Source organism: Allochromatium palmeri (assembly GCF_009720725.1).
Taxonomy (GTDB): domain Bacteria; phylum Pseudomonadota; class Gammaproteobacteria; order Chromatiales; family Chromatiaceae; genus Thermochromatium; species Thermochromatium palmeri.
Genome location: NZ_WNKT01000035.1, coordinates 24,253 through 41,581, shown reverse-complemented (window position 1 = coordinate 41,581; position 17,329 = coordinate 24,253). Strand labels below are relative to the sequence as shown.

At 61.2% G+C, this 17,329-nt stretch carries 10 protein-coding genes; 1 reads left to right on the top strand and 9 read right to left on the bottom strand.

Features of this window, described 5'->3' with window-relative positions; all coding sequences use genetic code 11:
• Positions 1-64 precede the first annotated feature (64 nt).
• The 9 genes from GJ668_RS14460 to GJ668_RS14420 are packed head-to-tail and all read right to left on the bottom strand — an operon-like array spanning position 65 to position 13,044.
• Positions 65-2,722 carry a DUF499 domain-containing protein gene (locus GJ668_RS14460; protein ID WP_186343121.1) on the bottom strand — a complete coding sequence of 886 codons (2,658 nt, stop codon included), beginning with the start codon at positions 2,720-2,722 and terminating at the stop codon, positions 65-67.
• On the bottom strand, positions 2,700-3,290 hold the full coding sequence (locus tag GJ668_RS14455) for a DUF4276 family protein (protein WP_155450844.1): 591 nt from the start codon (positions 3,288-3,290) through the stop codon (positions 2,700-2,702). Before GJ668_RS14455 ends, GJ668_RS14460 begins: the two co-directional genes overlap by 23 nt.
• Positions 3,287-4,477, bottom strand: a complete 1,191-nt coding sequence (locus GJ668_RS14450; RefSeq protein WP_155450843.1) for an AAA family ATPase — start codon at positions 4,475-4,477, stop codon at positions 3,287-3,289. The genes GJ668_RS14455 and GJ668_RS14450 overlap by 4 nt, the downstream gene beginning before the upstream one ends.
• Before the next feature lie 12 nt (positions 4,478-4,489).
• Positions 4,490-5,278 carry a hypothetical protein gene (locus GJ668_RS14445; RefSeq protein WP_222930797.1) on the bottom strand — a complete coding sequence of 263 codons (789 nt, stop codon included), beginning with the start codon at positions 5,276-5,278 and terminating at the stop codon, positions 4,490-4,492.
• Positions 5,275-6,543: an REP-associated tyrosine transposase gene (locus GJ668_RS20640; RefSeq protein WP_246194908.1), complete on the bottom strand. Its 1,269-nt coding sequence runs from the start codon at positions 6,541-6,543 to the stop codon at positions 5,275-5,277. The genes GJ668_RS14445 and GJ668_RS20640 overlap by 4 nt, the downstream gene beginning before the upstream one ends.
• Entirely contained in the window at positions 6,540-7,187 is a 648-nt protein-coding gene (ptuB, locus tag GJ668_RS14435; protein ID WP_155450842.1) for a retron Ec78 anti-phage system effector HNH endonuclease PtuB, read from the bottom strand. The genes GJ668_RS20640 and ptuB overlap by 4 nt, the downstream gene beginning before the upstream one ends.
• A gap of 1 nt (position 7,188) precedes the next feature.
• Positions 7,189-8,622, bottom strand: a complete 1,434-nt coding sequence (locus GJ668_RS14430; protein ID WP_155450841.1) for an AAA family ATPase — start codon at positions 8,620-8,622, stop codon at positions 7,189-7,191.
• Positions 8,619-12,158 (bottom strand): helicase-related protein, encoded by a 3,540-nt coding sequence (locus tag GJ668_RS14425; protein ID WP_155450840.1) that lies wholly within the window; start codon positions 12,156-12,158, stop codon positions 8,619-8,621. Before GJ668_RS14425 ends, GJ668_RS14430 begins: the two co-directional genes overlap by 4 nt.
• A 55-nt stretch (positions 12,159-12,213) precedes the next feature.
• Complete coding sequence (locus tag GJ668_RS14420) at positions 12,214-13,044, bottom strand: c-type cytochrome (RefSeq protein WP_155450839.1); 831 nt, start codon at positions 13,042-13,044, stop codon at positions 12,214-12,216.
• Positions 13,045-13,219: 175 nt separating this feature from the next.
• Between GJ668_RS14420 and GJ668_RS14415 the strand changes: the two genes are divergently transcribed.
• Positions 13,220-17,320, top strand: coding sequence for a ribonucleoside-diphosphate reductase subunit alpha (locus GJ668_RS14415; protein WP_425482496.1), 4,101 nt, complete (start codon positions 13,220-13,222; stop codon positions 17,318-17,320).
• Positions 17,321-17,329: the final 9 nt, after the last annotated feature.

Genomic DNA, 17,329 nt, shown 5'->3' with positions numbered 1-17,329 from the left:
GCGCCAACCGAGGCTCACCGCGACGGCTTGATCGGATGCATACCACGAAAAGTTTCAAGAAGGCCTACTGGGCACTGGGAAGGAGCGTGTTTTTGTCCAAAGTCCAATAGAACTGGGTCGGCCGGGCTTTCTTGGGTTCGACAACTTCAACGGGCGTGCCGCCTCCTGGTGTCTCCGTTCCAGTCACCTCGACGGTCTCACCGTGCGTGCCGGCGGGCGTGTCGTTGCCCTCACGCACGGCACGTTCCTCTGCTTCCTTGGCGCGCAACGCGGCGGCGTAAGCAGCCGCCGTGGCCGGCTCAATCAGCCGGTATGAATCATCGAGGAAGATCGCCGTCGGCCGGCCGAAGCTGAAGCCCAGATAGCGGTCACCCTCCTTGCCTTGCGCAATCGCGAAGAAGTCCTGTCCCTCGACGCCCACACTCAGGGTGCGAATGAATACGGCGTCATCGCGCAGACGCGGTAGATACAGGTAGCAGCCGCTCTTCTGCCAGACATCGAGCGCGCCGACGTCCTTGACCTCATCCTTCCAGAACCAGCGTTTCAGCACGTTGGCCAGGTGATAGGGCGCCCACTCGGTGATCAGCAGTTCGTTGTCCTTGAGTACGCGCTCGATTTCCTGGGACAGGTTGGCCGCACCGGCATTGACCGGGAACGGCTCCCACTGGATCTCCGAGAGACCACGGCCCGGCACAGCCGTCTGTACCGGTGCCAGCAGCCACTTGTAGGTCTCGCGGATCATCCGCTTCAGGGCGTCCCGTGCCTGCTCGAAACTGGCTGAGGCATTCTTGGCCATCAGGTTGTCGAGGGTGATGCGGTTGTCCCTGTAGTCAGTGACGATGGACTCCCAGGCCAGCAGGGTGCGCACCTGATCCTTCAGGCGACTGACGTTGTCCTGATCGGCGGCGAGGTAGATCAGGCGATTCTGCTTCTGCCGCGGCTGCTCGCCACGGCTCTTGAGGATCTCCGTCGCCTTGGCGATGGCTCGGCTTGGGCCGCTCTTGCTGTAGCCGGCGTCGGGGGCCAACACCACCAGACGCAGCCGCCAGTCATCCGGCACGTCCAGGCTCTCGGTGAACACATGGATGCCGCCGAACACCCCGCTGGCGAAACTCTCCTGCACGCGCTTGCGGATGACCGGGTACAGGTCTTCCTTGTCCTTGAAGCGCTTCTTGCGCTCCTCCATTTCGCGGCGCAGGTTGGGGCGGGTGTCGAACCAGTAGTGGTTGTTGGCACTGTTGAGGTAATGCAGCTTGTCCGCCAGACTGCGCAGCGCGTCCTTGAACAGGCCGACCGGCTGGCCCGGCTGCACGGTTCCGAGCAGGATCCGCTCCAGCTCGATGCCGCGCACCAACTGGCTGGGGGTCGTTGGCGCACTGCCGAGGAAGATGGTGCGCGCGGTTCGCCGACAGGCCTGCACGCTGCCCAGGCGGGCATTGTGGTTCTCGATGGCCACGGTTTCCGCGCGCGGGCCATCGATGTCGCGCTCCATCACCGGATCCCAGCCGGGCGGCAGGTAGTTGGTGATCTCGTTGCGCGAGTCCGGATCGGCTAGCGGTAGGCTGCCGGGCATGATCAGCGGGTCGTTGTTGCCGTCCTTCCACAGGCTGAAGATCATCTTCGCCATCAGCTTCAGCACGCCACGGGTGCGCTGGAAGTTGTCCAGCGTCGACCAGTCCTCGTACAGGCGGTCGAACACCTCCGGATGGATCGGATAGGCGTGCAGCAGCCGCTCGTAGTAGCGGCTTTCCTGTGTCTCGGCGGGGAAGTCGGCGTTCTGGGCGATGTACGAGTCGGCAAAGGCCCGGCAGACCGTCTCGGCCGCCGATGTGTCGGTGATGTGGCTGAACAGTCGGCGCCGCACGATCTCGAAGGCTTCCTCTGTGCCGACCGGCTTCCAGAGCGCCTGCACCCGCCCGAAGTAGTGGGACAACGACTCCAGCGCCCGCACGCCGCGCTGACTGCCGGCTTCCTTCTCCGACTCCGGCAGCGAGGCCAGCATCACCGCGGTGGGCACAGCCTTGAGCGCCTCGGTCAGCCCCTGGATAAAGGTCAGGTTGGAATCGAAGCTGCCACCACTGAGGCTTTTGCCCTCCTCGAACTGGCGAATGTAGGCCACCAGCTCATCGACCAAAATCACGCAGGGCGCATAGCGCGCAAGCAGGGTTTCCAGCACGCTCTTGCCCGGCGAGGTGCCGGAGCGGTCGGCCTCGGCCACCAGGGCATAGCCATCCTCACCCCCGAGCTGCCAGGCCAGATCTCCCCACAGGGTATGCACCTGGATGGCGCCATGCGGCACCGGCTGGTTGGGTGAGGCCTTGATGCCATCGATCACGGCCACGCGCGCACGCGGCAGTTCGCTGACCCCGGCCTGGTCGATGATGTTCGGGATGCCCGGCATCTCGCTGGCCGGTACCTGGCCGCCGGCTAGGTGGTAGACCGCCAGCATGGTGTGGGTCTTGCCGCCGCCAAAGGCGGTTTGCAGCTGGATGACCGGATCGCCGCCCTGGCCGCACAGGCGCTTCACGACCGAATCCAGCAGCAACCGCATACCCTCGGTGATGAAGGTGCGCTCGAAGAACAGCGTCGGGTTCTGGTACTCGGCGGTGGCGGTGCCGGTGTGCACGCGGGTGATGTCGGCGGCGAACTCCGCCTGGACGAAGGTGCCGCGGCGAACGTCTTCATGGGGTTCGGCGATCTCACGCCAGGGTTTCAGCGTCACTGTATGTCTCCTTGCTGACTCTACGCACGCCTTCGATAAGCGCCTTGAAACTGCGGGAGGTATTCATGCCGTCATCCAAGTTCAAATGCGGCCCAATACGGCGTGAGCCGCCGAGCTTCTGGTAACGCTTGCCGGTCAACTTGCCCAGTTCTTCGGACGCATTGACCAGTGCATCCGGATCACGAAATTTGCGATTGCCCTGCTGGCGTGCCAGGCCCTTGATCGCAAGACCGGACTCGACCGCTTGCAGATCCCCCAGATAAAAACTCTCCAGTTCGCGGCAGGCCACGCGCACCAGCGCATCCTCGCGCCCAGCTTCGCGACACAGCTCCAGCAACTCCTGCCGCACGATCCGGCAATCGCCGCTATCCTGGTCGCGCATCACCACAAAACGAGTATCGGGCTTCTGCCAAAACCGCAAGCGCTTGACCAACTGCTTGTGCATATCCTGCTTGCCTTCAAAGACGATGTAGTGCACCGCGATATCGTTAGGCAACAGCCTCGGTAGAACGCCCTGCAACATCGCTTTGGCCGATGCTTCCTCCAGACAGAACGCCAGTGTCGTCATTCCGGATCGACTCCGGTAAAAAAGCCCTGCTTCCACAGATAGCCCATCTGGTCGCCTTCCTTCATGTAAGCGGCGATCTGCGCATCATCCCGTGCACGGTTGATTCGGGTATACCCGTGTTCCTTGACCAGCCAAAAGACTTCACCCAGTTGCAAGGCATTGAGCAGATCCGGCGAGTGGGTCGAGACCAGCACCTGCCCACCGCGTAAGGCATAGTCACGGAACTCCTCGGCCAGTTCGCCAAGCAGTGACGGATAGAGCTGATTCTCCGGCTCCTCCACGCAGAGCAGCGGGTGAGGATTGGGGTCGTGCAACAACACCAGATAGGCAAACATTTTGATGGTGCCATCGGATACATAGCGGTCGATGAACGGATCCTTGAAAGCCCCGTCACTGAACTGCAACAGCAGGCGCCCGTCTTCCGTCAGTTTGGGTATCACCTCATTGATACCCGGAACTCTGGAGCGCATGCGCATCAAAATCTGCTTGAACACCTCCGGGTGATTCTCATAGATGTTGCGCGCCACCAATTGCAGGTTGTCGCCGGTCACCGACAAGTGATCGTCCACACCGACAGCGTCTTTACTGCCGCGTGCGGCGCTGATATGGAAGTCCGATACATGCCAGTTCTCGATCAGCTGGCGGAAGGCATTGGCCGCCTTGAAACGCTCGAACTGACCTAAACCGCTGATCGCCAGTGCATCTGGAGCGACTTTCTGCTCCTCGCACTCCAGCTCTTCATCCGGTCGGTTGAAATCCTCTTCGTTATTGATCGCATAACCGACACCCCGACGAAAATCCAGGAAGTGGAATGGCGACCCGTGACGGCCACGCTTGTAGCGCAGTACCTCATGCAGCACCACAGCGCGGCCTTTTTCCTCTCCTATGTGCAGCGCATAGGTCACCAGTCGGTCGATACCTGAAATCTTCAAGCGGAATTTGATTTCGATCTCGATGCCTTCGGCCGGATCGGCTCCGCGTGACAGCACCTCACGGAATCCGCCACGCTGCTGCAACGCCTGGCGCACATTGAACAGCAGGCAGTCCTTGAGCAGCCCGAACACGCCGAACAGGGTGCTCTTGCCCGTGCCATTGGCTCCCACCACTACACAGAGGCTGGGGATGTCGGAAATACTGGCTTCGCGAAAGCTTTTGTAGTTCTTCAGACGGATGGACTCGATACGCATCACTCTTCCTCCTCAAAAATCCATTCCAACCTGACTGCCGATATGGCCGGCTTCCTGGCCGGCCTGTTCGATCCCGGACCAGGCGCCTTGCAGTTCGTTGTAGGCGCGGGCCTCTTCGGCCCAGCCCTGGCGTTCGCAGAGGGTATAGAGGCGGTAGGTCAGCGCGGTGATGCCGGCGGTCTTGTCGGGCATGCGTGCCAGCAGGCGGCCGGCGGCGGTTTCGCCGTCCTGGTTGAGGGCGCGGATCAGTTGGTGCAGGGCTTCCCAGATCGGCACGCGGCTGTCGGTTTCGGGCGACCAGTCGCGGGGCATTTCCGCCCATTTGAGCAGGCGCAGATCGCCGCCGCCGCTTTCGACCACGCCGGCATCGACGAGGCCACCGACGCTGGTGCCTTTGGCGCGGGCGAGGACGTCGGCATCGCCATATTTGCCTTCGGCCCAGCCGTGTTGCTCGAACCAGGCGAGGCAGAATTGGGTGTCGTGGTCGAAGTCATCCTCAGCCACGAAGCGGTTGATCAGTTGCAGGGCGGTGCGCACGCTCATGGGCGAGCCGTCGGCTTCCAGTACGGCGCTGTATTTGCTGAAGACTTCCATGCCGGGGCCGATGATGGCCTGGGATAAGTCCACCGGGGCGACTGGGGAATTGATGCCGCCGCGGGTCATTTCGGCCAGTGCTTCGGGCAGGGTGGCGTTGAGTTCGCGGATGAAGTCGCGGCGCGAGACGGTTGGTGCATCAGCGGCGCGTTGGCGGCAGACGAGGACGATGCTGGAGGCCAGGGCGTTTGTGCCGGAGCCGATCATGCGGTTGCCCAGCTCGGTGCCTGATCGCGCATCCAGGCCCCATAGCGACGCACATCCTCAGCCAGCCCCCTGGCCCCAGACCAATCCTCTAGACCTGGGAGCGCCGGCGTCTCGCCGGCACTCTCCCGATACCAATACACCCCCAAATATCTCCATTCCTCAGCACGTCGCACGAGTCCAGCCTTGACCGGATTCTGTTCGATGTAATGAACTGTCGCGTTCAGGTGTCGCTCATCGCGAATATAACGATCAAAATATTCACGCTGCCAAAACTCCCCCGTCCTGCCGAGACGACGATTGATTTCTTTAGCCGTGAACGATTTCCATGAATGCACAATTTCCGACAAACCATGCCCTTTAAGCGTTTCGATCAGCACATGAACATGGTTGGGCATGATCACCCAGGCAAGCAGGCGATACCGTTGTTCGTTGAAATGCAGTAAGGCGCTTTGAACGATTTCAGCGTTTGCTGGATCAGCTAATTGACATTCGCCATATCCATGATCGAGCAGCTTTTCGAGCGATCGACTACGCTCAAGATCGTCTGCTTCTTCCTCGATTAAGCGTTTCAGTACGTCATGCGGTATTGCATCGGCGAGACGAAAGGTAATAAATTGAATCAACCCAGGGTGGTCAAGGTGTGGCAGATAGCCGCGAGAGAACCAATTTTTTGCCGGCGAGACGCCGGCGCTCCCAAAGACCGGCGCCCGACCGGCAAACTTGGGCGGAATCTCGATCATCGCCTTGTTGATGGTCACCGCCACCGGGTTGAGATCGGACGCATAGCTCTCCAACCCCAAACGCTGCGCCTCCAACGGCAGCGCCCCACCACCCGCAAAGGGATCATGGAAGCCCGGCAGCGTCTCCGGGTCGAACAGCTCAGACGCCTGCGGATGGTGTTTGTTGAGCGCACAGGTCTCCCGCCAGCTCTTCCAGATTTCCGCCCGTGCTCGCTCCAATACCTCCTCGTTGTTGGTGTTCTCCCACAACACCAGATCCTCGATGATCTTGAACAGCCGCTCGCGCTCGGCCGCCGCCTTCTCCTTGTTCACCCCACGCCCCAAATGACGCTCGTAACCGGGATCATTGACCATCTGCGCAAAGATCACCGCCCGCGCCGCCGCCAACGGCCGCCGCGCCCACCACAGATGCAACGTGCTCGGATGGCCGTGGCGGATCGACTTTTCGCGGGCAGCAGCAACATTAATCGCATCCAGCGGCAGGGCGACTTCGATGAGTTTCTTGGGGGTCTTGATGGGTGTCATACAGTTTCGCTCTGTCGTGTCAGCACATGCTTGATAGCGGTGGCAAAGGGCAAATGTGCGATGTTCTGGATTTCTTCCTGTAGTAGCGGCAGCCACTCTGCTTCACTGAAACTCTCGGCCATCTCGGCGAAGACTTCGGCCGTTTGAATGTAGCCGGACACTTCAGTACGACGGATCTGGTTCAGGGCGCCGTCAAGGCCCAGGATGCGGATGGTCTCTTTCGCTCGGTGCTGGTCGTGAGGCGATAGGCCCGCCCGTGGGCGGATGGCGCCTGTTGGGGTGAACACAATAAAGGCTTCAGGGTCTTCGGCATCGGGCTTGATCAGGTCTGCATGCGGGTAATGACCACACTTGTCCTTGTGATCGCCACAGGTGCCGGGCCGGTTGCACGAGCCAAAGAGGTTAGGCCAATCGAATGTGCCCTGCGGGTAACGGTCACGCTGGCGAAAGTGCTCGATGTGGCGATTGCCAATCCCCATCGGTCCTTCACAGTAGGCGCAGCGTTCGCCCTGCATGGCGTCGAGCTTGCCCCAGATGGCTTTGCGCTCATCTGGCGTCGGGCAGGTATTCGACCAGGCGTTTTGCCCGTGTCGATAGTTGCCCAGGCCGGCTGGCGGGGCCGGATCGCGATGCAATCGGTGCATGTCAATCCTCCCTCTGACCGAGGGCGCGGGGCAGACGCTGCTTGAAACCTTGCAGGCGAATCAAACGATCACATTCGTGCATGACGGGGTGATCAGCGCCGAAGTGCTGCTCCAGTCGAGCACGCAGATCCTGGCTTACAGGTGTTTCATGCAGGTTCTGCTGAATCAGCGCCTGGTAGTCGGACAGCATCTGCGCCTCCGGCACCCCAGGCACGGGATCGACATCCATGATCCGGGCCAGTAGGTCGGCACTGGATACGCCACGAGTCTGAGTTCCGACAGACTCGGCCACGCTAAATGATCGGCCGGTTTCGGAATCCGTGGCCTGATGTAACAACCGGATGCACGACGCATCGACACTGCTGAGCACCTGAGGGCTATGGGTGGTGACGATGAACTGGACGTGCGGGAAGGCCGCCTGCAACTGGGCCAGGATGATCTGTTGCCAGCCTGGATGCAGGTGCATGTCCACCTCATCGATCAGGATCACACCGCCAGTCTGACGGGCAGCTTCGGCGCCCAGATGCGGGTTGAGCTTGATACAGCGGTAGGCGATGTCGCCGATCATGGCCAGCACGCTGCGGATGCCATCACTCAGTCGATCGACATCCAGCGTGCCGTAGAGGTCGTGGCTGAGTACCAGCGATTTATCCTGGCTCACGCTGTATTCCAGCCGATGCCAGCCGGTCGTCGGATGCAGGAAGCTGTCGATGGCCTGCTGGACGACACGAATGCGATCCTCAGCCGCCCGCAACTCTTCGTCACGCGCGCGCCCTTCGATCTGGCGGATCTGCTGTTCGCGCAGGCTTTGGAACGCCCAGACAAACCATTCCTTGAAGTGCTTGTAGGACGAAGCCGGATCCAGGCAATTCAGGTAGGCGAAGGTACGCACATAAAAATCGGTCTCCTGAGTGTCGTCCTTGCCTTTCAGGTTTTCAGTCAGGCGCTTCTGCGCCCACAGCCGCCCTGTGCCGTAGTAGCCGAATACCGGCAGGTCGAGCGTCGGCAGCGCCGGGTCTCGAATCTGTTTCTGAACCGCTCCGGCCCATTGGCGCAGGAACCCGGTATCGCCATCGTCCTTGGTCTTGGTCGCTCTGGTTTCCCGGTCCCGGTAACGAATCCAGGTCTTGACGGATCCGGGACCAAAATCACCGGTCATGATCACGCGCGACGGCAGCTGGCGAGCCATATCGCCGTTGACCAGGCGCTGCAGGCGCACGTCATCGATGGCAATCGCATTCCCCGGATCATTGAAGGCATTGCGCGCCAGATCGAAGCTGCTGACAAAGGGCCAGAGTGCGATGCGCAGGGCATCGAGCAGGGTCGATTTGCCCTGGCCATTCTCCGCCACCAATACGGTCAACCGTGGGTGCAAAGGGACGTCCAGCTCGGCGAAGCAACGGAAGTTTTCCAGTCGCAACAGATCCAGTTTCACAGGCTTTCCTCTGGCCTGATGGCCCGCGACAGCAGCTCTTGCAGGTCATAGTTGACGCTGGCCACGCCGAACTCGGGTTCCGTCTTGAACGGATACTTGATGTAGTGCGGACCATCCGCCTGATCGCCATCCACCAGCACGATGGCCAGGATGAATTTCTCGCCCTGGTTGAAGCTGGAGAAGATCTCGTTTTTGGTCACAGTGACGGTCGTAGCCCCTTTGGCGCGGCCCTTCACCTCGATATGGCGATCATCGCGGATGGCGTTGTTCGGGCCAAGCGGAGGGCGGGCGGTGATGTCCCAGCCGCATTTCTGCGCGGAGACATCGAACACCTGATGGCCCAACGCCTGTTCAGCCTGCATCACCACCTGCATGGCGACCCGCTCGATGCGTGAGCGCGCCTCGGCATCGGCGCAGAAGCCGCTGTCGCCTTGGCGCTGGGCCAGCAGGCCGGCCGGAATCACCAGCGCACCACCGAGCACCACCGGCGTGCTGGAGACCACGTTTTTCATAGCCTCCAGTTCCTGCTTGCGCCGGCTGAGACGCGCCGTGAGCTCATCGACGCGGCGCCGGGCATTTTCCGGCTGCATGCGCGGCTGTTTGCCAGCACTGACATCGTCGCTGAGCTTGATGAAGCGATCCGACCAGTAGTTGATCTCCTTGACCAGCCGTTCGTTGACGGCCGCCAGGATCTTATCGGCCTGGCGTTCCAGGCGGACTTTCACTTCTTGGTAGTGCTGGGGCACCAGCTGGGCCGAGGCCTGCTGCACGGCCAGCGCTTCGAGGTTCTGGGTGATCCAGGGCGCGTTGAGCACATCGCCGACGCAATTGAGGTCGCTCTCGTCGATGGGTTGCAGATCCAGATGTGGTGCCCAGCCGGCGTGCCGGCTTTGCCCGTGCGGATCGATCGCAACGAATTGCAGACGGCGTGAGACGACCTTGGCCGGGGCGTGGTCCTGGGTGGGGTTCTCGCGCACGCTGTGGTCGATCATGAACAGCACCTTCGGCTCGGTGCTGTCGTCGTTGGGGTCGACCAACACCGCCCCCTGCCTGAGCTTGCGGCGGTGGGCCGAGAGGATCAGGTCGGTGGTGGCCATCATCAGTGGATGACCAGGGTGAATCAGGTCGGCCATCGGCTTGCCGTGCAGGCGGACAGGCGCCTTCTCGAAGCAGATACGCTCGTACTGCTTGAGCACCGGCGTGCGGGTTTCGCCGATCACCCGATCACGCTCGCGCAAGGCCGCCGGCACATGGCGGATTTCATGGCGCCCGGCTTCGCGGGGACGCATCTCGCCGCCGAGGGTGGTGAAGGCTTCGGTGAAGAAGGCGCGGATGAAGTAGGGCTGGAGCTTGCGGGCCTCGGCCTTTTCCATCTCTTCCTTGACTGCGTAGAGGTCGGCCAGACTCATGTGCTGCTCGACCAGGGCGTTGCGGCGGAGGATTTCGCGCAGGTGTTCGGTATCCAGCGCGCCGTCGATCACCTGGGTCAGCCTGGCGCGAGTTTCCGGGGCATCGCCATAGCGGATGGCTTCGATCAGCAGATCCTTGAGTGAGATGTTGTCGAAGGCCTCACCCAGCACGTCGAAGACCTTGCCCCCGAGCGCCTGCTTCTCGATGTCCAGCTTTTCAAACAGCTTCTGGAACACCGCGCCTTCGCGGGTTTCATTGGCGACGATGTTCCACAGGTGGCAGACCTCAGTCTGACCGATCCGGTGAATACGGCCGAAACGCTGCTCCAGACGATTCGGGTTCCAGGGCAGGTCGTAGTTGACCATCAGGTTGGCGTTTTGCAGGTTCACGCCTTCGCCGGCGGCATCAGTGGCGACCAGCACCAGTACGCTGGGGTTGTGGCGGAATTCTTCCTGGATCTTGCGTCGCTCGTCGCGGTTGGTGCCGCCATGGATGGTCACCACCGCCTCCGGCTGGCCGAGCATGTTGCCGATACGGGCCGCCAGATAGTTCAGGGTGTCGCGGTGCTCGGTGAAGATGATCAGCTTGCGGCGGCGGCGGCCGCGACTGGTGAACATCTCGGGGGCGTCCTGCAACAGGCCGGAGAGTTCTTCCCACTTGCGGTCCTTGCCGGACTGCACCAGGGTCCGCGCCTGGCTCTCCAGCGCCTTGAGCGAGGCAATTTCCGCTTCGAGCTCGGGAATGGTTTCGGCGGCCGTGGCCTGATCGACCACCTGCTCGGCATACCGCTCATACTCGTCGGCGTTGAGTTCAGCGTCCAGATCGTCGAGGTTGTCGGGCAGCTCGATCTGCTTCTTGACGGAGTACTCGCCCAGCGTCGCGGCCACCCCCTGGCCACGCAGCGACAGTCTGGTCTCTTCCAGGCGCTGTTCCAGGCGCTTGCGCCGCCGTTGGAGCGACTGGTAGATGGCCTCGGGACTGGAGGCCAGGCGCCGTTGCAGCTGGGTCAGGGCGAAGCCGACCGTGCCCTTGCGCTTGCCGCCCAGGGTGTCGGCCCGATTCATTTCGTTGCGCACATACTCGGTGACCGCGTGATAGAGCGCCGCTTCCAGGTCGGACAGTTCGTAGTTGGCCGTGTAGGCGCGGCGTTCGGGGAACAGCGGCGTGCCATCGAACTTGAGCAGTTCCTCCTTGACCATGCGCCGCATCATGTCGGAGACATCGACCTTGTGCGCGCCCTCGCGGAACTTGCCGTAGAAGCGGTCGCCATCCAGCAGCGACAGCCAGATCTGAAAGTCCTCTTCCTTGCCGTTATGCGGGGTAGCGGTCATCAGCAGGAAGTGGCGGGTGATCGAGCCGAGCAGCTCGCCCAACTCAAAACGCTTGGTCTTGTTGACCTTGCTGCCGAAGTAGTTGGCCGAGAGCTTATGGGCTTCGTCGACGATGATCAGATCCCACTCAGTGTTCTTGAGCTTCTGCTGATAGTCCTCGCGGCGCGAGAGCTGGTCGAGGCGAGCGATCAGCCGATTGGTTTCCTCGAAGTAGTTGCCCGAGGCGCAGTGTTCCTGCTTCTCGCGACTGAAGACCTCGAATTTGACGCCGAACTTCTCCAGCAGCTCGTCCTGCCACTGCTCGGTCAGCGCGCCGGGAGACACGACCAGAATGCGTTTGGCATCGGCGCGCATCAGCAGCTCGCGGATCAGCAGCCCCGCCATGATGGTCTTGCCGGCGCCCGGATCATCGGCCAGCACGAAGCGCAGCGGTTGACGCGGCAACATGGCTTCGTAGACGGCGGAGATTTGGTGGGGCAGTGGCTCGACGTTGGATGTGTGCACCGCCATCATCGGGTCGAACAGGTGGGCTAGATGGATGCGGTAGGCCTCCAGGGCCAGCTTGAAGTCGGCGCCCGGTGCATCGAACGCCCACGGCTTGCGGGCGTGTGCCAGCTCCAGGCGCGACTCATCCGAGCGGAACAGCATCTGCTCACCCAGCCGGCCCTGGCTGTCCTTGAAGTAGACCGTGATGGCGTCATCGCCGACCGGCTCAACCGTGACGATGCGCACGATCTCGTCGGTTTGGAGGCCCCTGACCTGCGCGTCCTTCTTGATGTCCTCAAGCTTGAGCATCTGTGCCCCTTTCAACACCCATGCCGCTTCGGAAATCACCCAAGTCCACAAGTCCTCACTCCGCCACGGATGACGGCGCCGACGCGGCCGGCAATGACGGAGGCACCGGCATGCGCGGCATGACGGGTGGTGGAGGCGGCAGCGGTGGCATCCCCATGGTCTCGCGCACATAGTTGGGGAAGTCGGGATTGAGCCAGCTCTCGGTGGCCAGCTTCTCGGGCGCCGGCTTGAGTCTAGACGTGTAATCGAGCACAGCGGCCTGATCGCGCGGTGTGAATCCGGCGATTTGCTCGATCATCTCGGGATTGGCGTTCTTGCGCCGCCCGTCGCGAATGGCCTCGAACTGCCCCATCAGATAGGGGAAGTGCTGGGCCGCGATAGCCGGGGTCGGCTTGGCGGGCTTACCCTCGCCGCGCTCGCCATGGCAGTCGGCACAATGCTTGGCATACAGGCGCGCGCCGAGTTCGAGATCCACGCCCGGCCCGACGCCATTGTTGGCCGTCATCGGCAGCGCGGCCACATAGGCGGCGACATCGGCCATGTTCTGCGGTCCGCCCAGGATGCGCGTCAGCGAAAAGGGATACATGAGCGGGTTGTCGCGATGGCGGGCACGGATATCGGCCAGTTGCTTGATGATGACCTCGCGCCACTGACCGGCGATCTGCGGATAGGTGCCATCGGGCGTGCCCCAGCCCTCAGGGCGATGACAGACGGCACAGGTCAGATAGACCCGGCGGCCGTTGTCGATGTTGGGCGTCAGGGCCATGACCTGCTCGTATTCGCGCTTGGCGAGTTCGGCGGAGTCGCCATGAGGCTCGTTGGCGCCGGCGCTCGGGGCAGTGGTCAGCAGGCCCAGGGTGATGAAGGCGGTTGCAAGACGATACATTGGGCTCCTCCAGGATGTCAGGCGGGACTCGGCGGTCCCTGTTCTTGTCGTGGTGCTTCCTGGAGTGTATTGAATGCATCTGAATACTCCAAGCGGGGTTTCAGTATGGCGATATAGACACAATATGCTGGGGTTGACTCAGTCTTTTGGGCGTATATATTGACGCGCTTCCAAGATGCCGCCCGTCGACTCAAGAGCAGTGTCAGTCCCATCATCTCCCGGAGGAGCCATGTCCGCCAGCCGCCTGACCGTGATCCATCAGCACCCCGCCCAGGCTCGCCACGCCGACCCGAGCGCGCCCCAGACGTTCGCTCCGGACAGCGCCGAGAGTACTGGTCACGTCCCCGGCCAGGTCCAGGTCATCCGGCGCAATGGTCAGGTGACGCACTTCGATCCGAGCAAGATCATGGTCGCCATGACCAAGGCGTTTCTGGCGGTCGAGGGCGATTCGGCTGCGGTCTCCAGACGCATTCATGACCGGGTCGCCGAGCTGACCGAACAGGTGGTCGGTGCCCTCACCCGCCGGCTGCCCGGCGGCGGCACCGTGCATATTGAAGACATTCAGGATCAGGTCGAGCTGGCGCTGATGCGCGCCGGTGAGCATCGGATCGCGCGCGACTATGTGCTCTATCGCGAGGCGCGTGCTCGTGAGCGTGCCGTCAAGTCGGCGGCTGAGACGGCCGTGCTGCGCGAACCCCATCCGCTCAACGTCACCCTGGCCGACGGCTCAACCCGTCCGCTGGACGTGGCGCACATGGCGCGGCTGCTGGAGGAGAGCTGCCGTGATCTCGACGCAGTCGATCCCAATGCCATCCTCAGCGACACTCTGCGCAATCTCTTCGATGGCGTGCGCGAGGCGGATGTGCGGCAGGCGCTGGTGATGTCGGCGCGGACCCTGATCGAGCGCGAGCCGCAATACAGCCAGGCCGCCGCGCGTCTGCTGCTCGACATCCTGCGGCGCGAGGCGCTCGGATTTCTCGATCTGGCGGTCGGGGTCGAGACCCAGGCGGATATGGCCGAGCGCTATGGCGATTATTTCGCGGCCTACATTAAGCGCGCGGCCGACCTGGAGCATCTCGACGGTCAGCTCGCGCGCTACGATCTCAAGCGGCTCGGCGCGGCGCTCAAACCCGAGCGCGATCTCCAGTTCACCTATCTGGGGCTGCAAACGCTCTACGACCGCTATTTCATCCATACCGCCGACGGCATCCGCTTTGAGCTGCCGCAGGCGTTCTTCATGCGCGTGGCGATGGGATTGGCGATCAACGAGATCGAGCGCGAGGAGCGGGCCATCGAGTTCTATGAGCTGCTCTCCAGCTTCGATTTCATGTGCTCGACGCCGACCCTGTTCAACTCGGGGGCGCCGCGTCCGCAGTTGAGTTCGTGTTTCCTGACCACGGTCCCGGACGATCTCGACGGCATCTACAGCGCCATCAAGGACAATGCGCTGCTGTCCAAGTTCGCTGGCGGGCTGGGCAACGACTGGACGCGCGTGCGCGGCATGGGGGCGCATATCAAGGGGACCAATGGTAAGAGCCAGGGCGTGATTCCGTTCCTCAAGGTCGCCAATGACACTGCACTAGCTGTGAACCAAGGCGGGCGCCGACGTGGCGCGGTTTGTGCTTATCTCGAAACCTGGCACATCGACATCGAGGAATTCCTCGATCTGCGCAAGAACACGGGCGACGACCGCCGCCGCACCCATGACATGAACACTGCCAACTGGGTGCCGGATCTGTTCATGAAGCGCGTGGCCGAGGATGGGCACTGGACACTGTTCTCGCCCGACGAGACGCCGGATCTGCACGACCTCACCGGGCAGGCGTTCGAGCACGCCTATGTCGCCTATGAGGAACGCGCCGCGCGCGGCGAACTGAAGATCGGCAAGCGCCTCAAGGCCGTGGATCTGTGGCGCAAGATGCTGGCCATGCTGTTCGAGACCGGGCATCCCTGGATCGCGTTCAAGGATCCCTGCAATCTGCGCTATACCAATCAGCATGTCGGCGTGGTGCATTCATCAAACTTATGTTGTATTGCAGCGGATCAGCGTGTTGTGACAGACCGCGGTCTACTTACAGTTGGTGAGCTATACGCGCTTGGAGGCCAAAATAAAGTCGTTGGACTCGACGGCGTTTATTCGGCATCAGAGATGCTTCTTCCGAGACCAGATGCACCAATTGTTCGCATTGAAACTCAAGAAGGCTATACGCACAAAGTAACTCCGGATCACAAAGTATGGGTCAAAGATAGAGGCTGGACCGAAGCGCAGGATCTAAAACCTGGAGATAAGCTGCTTATTCAGCAGCTCGAAGGACTTTGGGGGCAACAACATAATCCAGATCTTTCATATCTCATGGGGTTGATCGCAGGTGATGGAACCTTTGGGAAAAGCAATGTTTTTATCGATATATGGAAAAATGACTTCGGCGTTATCGAGCAAATACAGGAGACTGTTCATTTTTTGCTCGACGGGAACACGGTCCTACATACAACGTCAACCAACAAACCTGAATTTCGTTTTGACCTAGAGCAAAAAAAGGCTCGTCTTGCGTCCGCACCACTGAGGCGAATTCTGGCTGAGCACGGTTTCACTCCTGATAGCAAAACACGGGTACCGGAACTAGTCTGGAAGGGCGATAGACAGACTGTCGCTGCATATTTGCGCGGCCTTTACCAAGCGGATGGGCATATCCAAAGCAGCCCGGAAATCACAAGCTTGGTACTCGCTTCAAAAGACCTTGAATTTATCCAGGAAATTCAAATCTTGTGGGCCAATTTTGGAGTTAAGGCATCCATCAATCAAATGCGGGAACGGGAATTGAAACCCATGCCAGATGGACATGGTGGAAGCAAGGAGTATTGGAGTAACCCCCTCTACCGGTTATTGATTACGTCCGTCAAGGGATGCCGGATTGCCGAAGAGATTACACACCTTGCTGTAAATAAAAAATCGGATGCGGCTGCCCATTATCTGCGCAACATCGAAAAACCCGGTTATGCCCAAAAGCTTTGGGCTACTTTCGTCCGCTGCGTTGAGCTACCGAATGAGGATGCCTATTGCCTGACGGTCGAGTCCGAAACCCATGCTTGGACAGTCAACGGAATGATCACAAAAAATACAGAAATTACCTTGCATACCAATGACTTAGAGGTTGCAGTCTGCAATCTTGGGTCGATCAATCTGGCTGCGCACATCACCGCCAAGGGACTCGACACCCAACGCTTGCGTCGGACCGTGCGCACCGCCATGCGCATGCTCGACAACGTCATCGACTACAACTTCTACAACGTCCCCCAGGCGCGCGCCTCAAACCTGCGTCATCGTCCGGTGGGTCTGGGACTCATGGGCTTTCAGGACGCGCTCTACCGGCTGCGCCTCCCCTACGCCAGTCAGGAAGCCGTGGCCTTCGCCGATCAGAGCACCGAATATCTGAGCTATTACGCCATCGAGGCCAGCGCCGATCTAGCCGCCGAACGCGGGCGTTATCCGAGCTTCGAGGGTTCGCTGTGGAGCCAGGGCGTGCTGCCGATCGACAGTATCCGGCTGCTGGAACAGGGACGCAGCGGCTATCTCCAGATGGACTCAAGCCACACGCTGGATTGGGATCGCCTGCGCGAGCGGATCAAGACCGTCGGGATGCGCAATTCCAACTGTCTGGCCATCGCCCCGACGGCGACCATCAGCAACATCGTTGGGGTCAGCCAGTCAATCGAACCGACCTATCAGAACCTGTTCGTCAAATCCAACCTCTCGGGCGAGTTCACGGTCGTCAATCCCTATCTGGTCGCCGATCTCAAGGAGCGCGGTCTGTGGGACGCGGTCATGGTCAACGACCTCAAGTACTACGACGGCTCGCTCCTGCCCATCGACCGGATTCCGGACGAGCTCAAGGAACTCTATGCCACCGCGTTCGAGATCGATCCGCGCTGGCTGGTCGAGGCCGCCAGCCGCCGTCAGAAGTGGCTCGACCAGGCCCAGAGCCTGAATCTCTACATGCAGGAACCCAGCGGCAAGAAGCTCGACAACCTCTACAAGCTCGCCTGGGTGCGCGGACTGAAAACGACCTATTATCTGCGCTCGATGGGCGCGACCCATGTCGAGAAGTCCACCATGGCTGACACCGGCCGCGCCAATCGACTGAGCGCGGTCGGCGGCAACTATCTCGGGCGACAGGTCGCCAAGCCGAGTGACACGGCTGATGACGCACCGGCCGCCGCGACAACCGCGCCGAGTGCCTGCTCGATCCTGGATCCCGACTGCGAGGCGTGCCAGTAGTCGTAGTCC

Excerpts from the sequence above, each read along its gene's own strand:
- GJ668_RS14455 (WP_155450844.1), bottom strand. The coding sequence starts at position 3,290 with ATGACGACACTGGCGTTCTGTCTGGAGGAAGCATCGGCCAAAGCGATG.
- GJ668_RS14450 (WP_155450843.1), bottom strand. The coding sequence starts at position 4,477 with ATGCGTATCGAGTCCATCCGTCTGAAGAACTACAAAAGCTTTCGCGAA.
- GJ668_RS14445 (WP_222930797.1), bottom strand. The coding sequence starts at position 5,278 with ATGATCGGCTCCGGCACAAACGCCCTGGCCTCCAGCATCGTCCTCGTC.
- GJ668_RS20640 (WP_246194908.1), bottom strand. The coding sequence starts at position 6,543 with ATGACACCCATCAAGACCCCCAAGAAACTCATCGAAGTCGCCCTGCCG.
- ptuB (WP_155450842.1), bottom strand. The coding sequence starts at position 7,187 with ATGCACCGATTGCATCGCGATCCGGCCCCGCCAGCCGGCCTGGGCAAC.
- GJ668_RS14425 (WP_155450840.1), bottom strand. The coding sequence starts at position 12,158 with ATGCTCAAGCTTGAGGACATCAAGAAGGACGCGCAGGTCAGGGGCCTC.
- GJ668_RS14420 (WP_155450839.1), bottom strand. The coding sequence starts at position 13,044 with ATGTATCGTCTTGCAACCGCCTTCATCACCCTGGGCCTGCTGACCACT.
- GJ668_RS14415 (WP_425482496.1), top strand. The coding sequence starts at position 13,220 with ATGCCGCCCGTCGACTCAAGAGCAGTGTCAGTCCCATCATCTCCCGGA.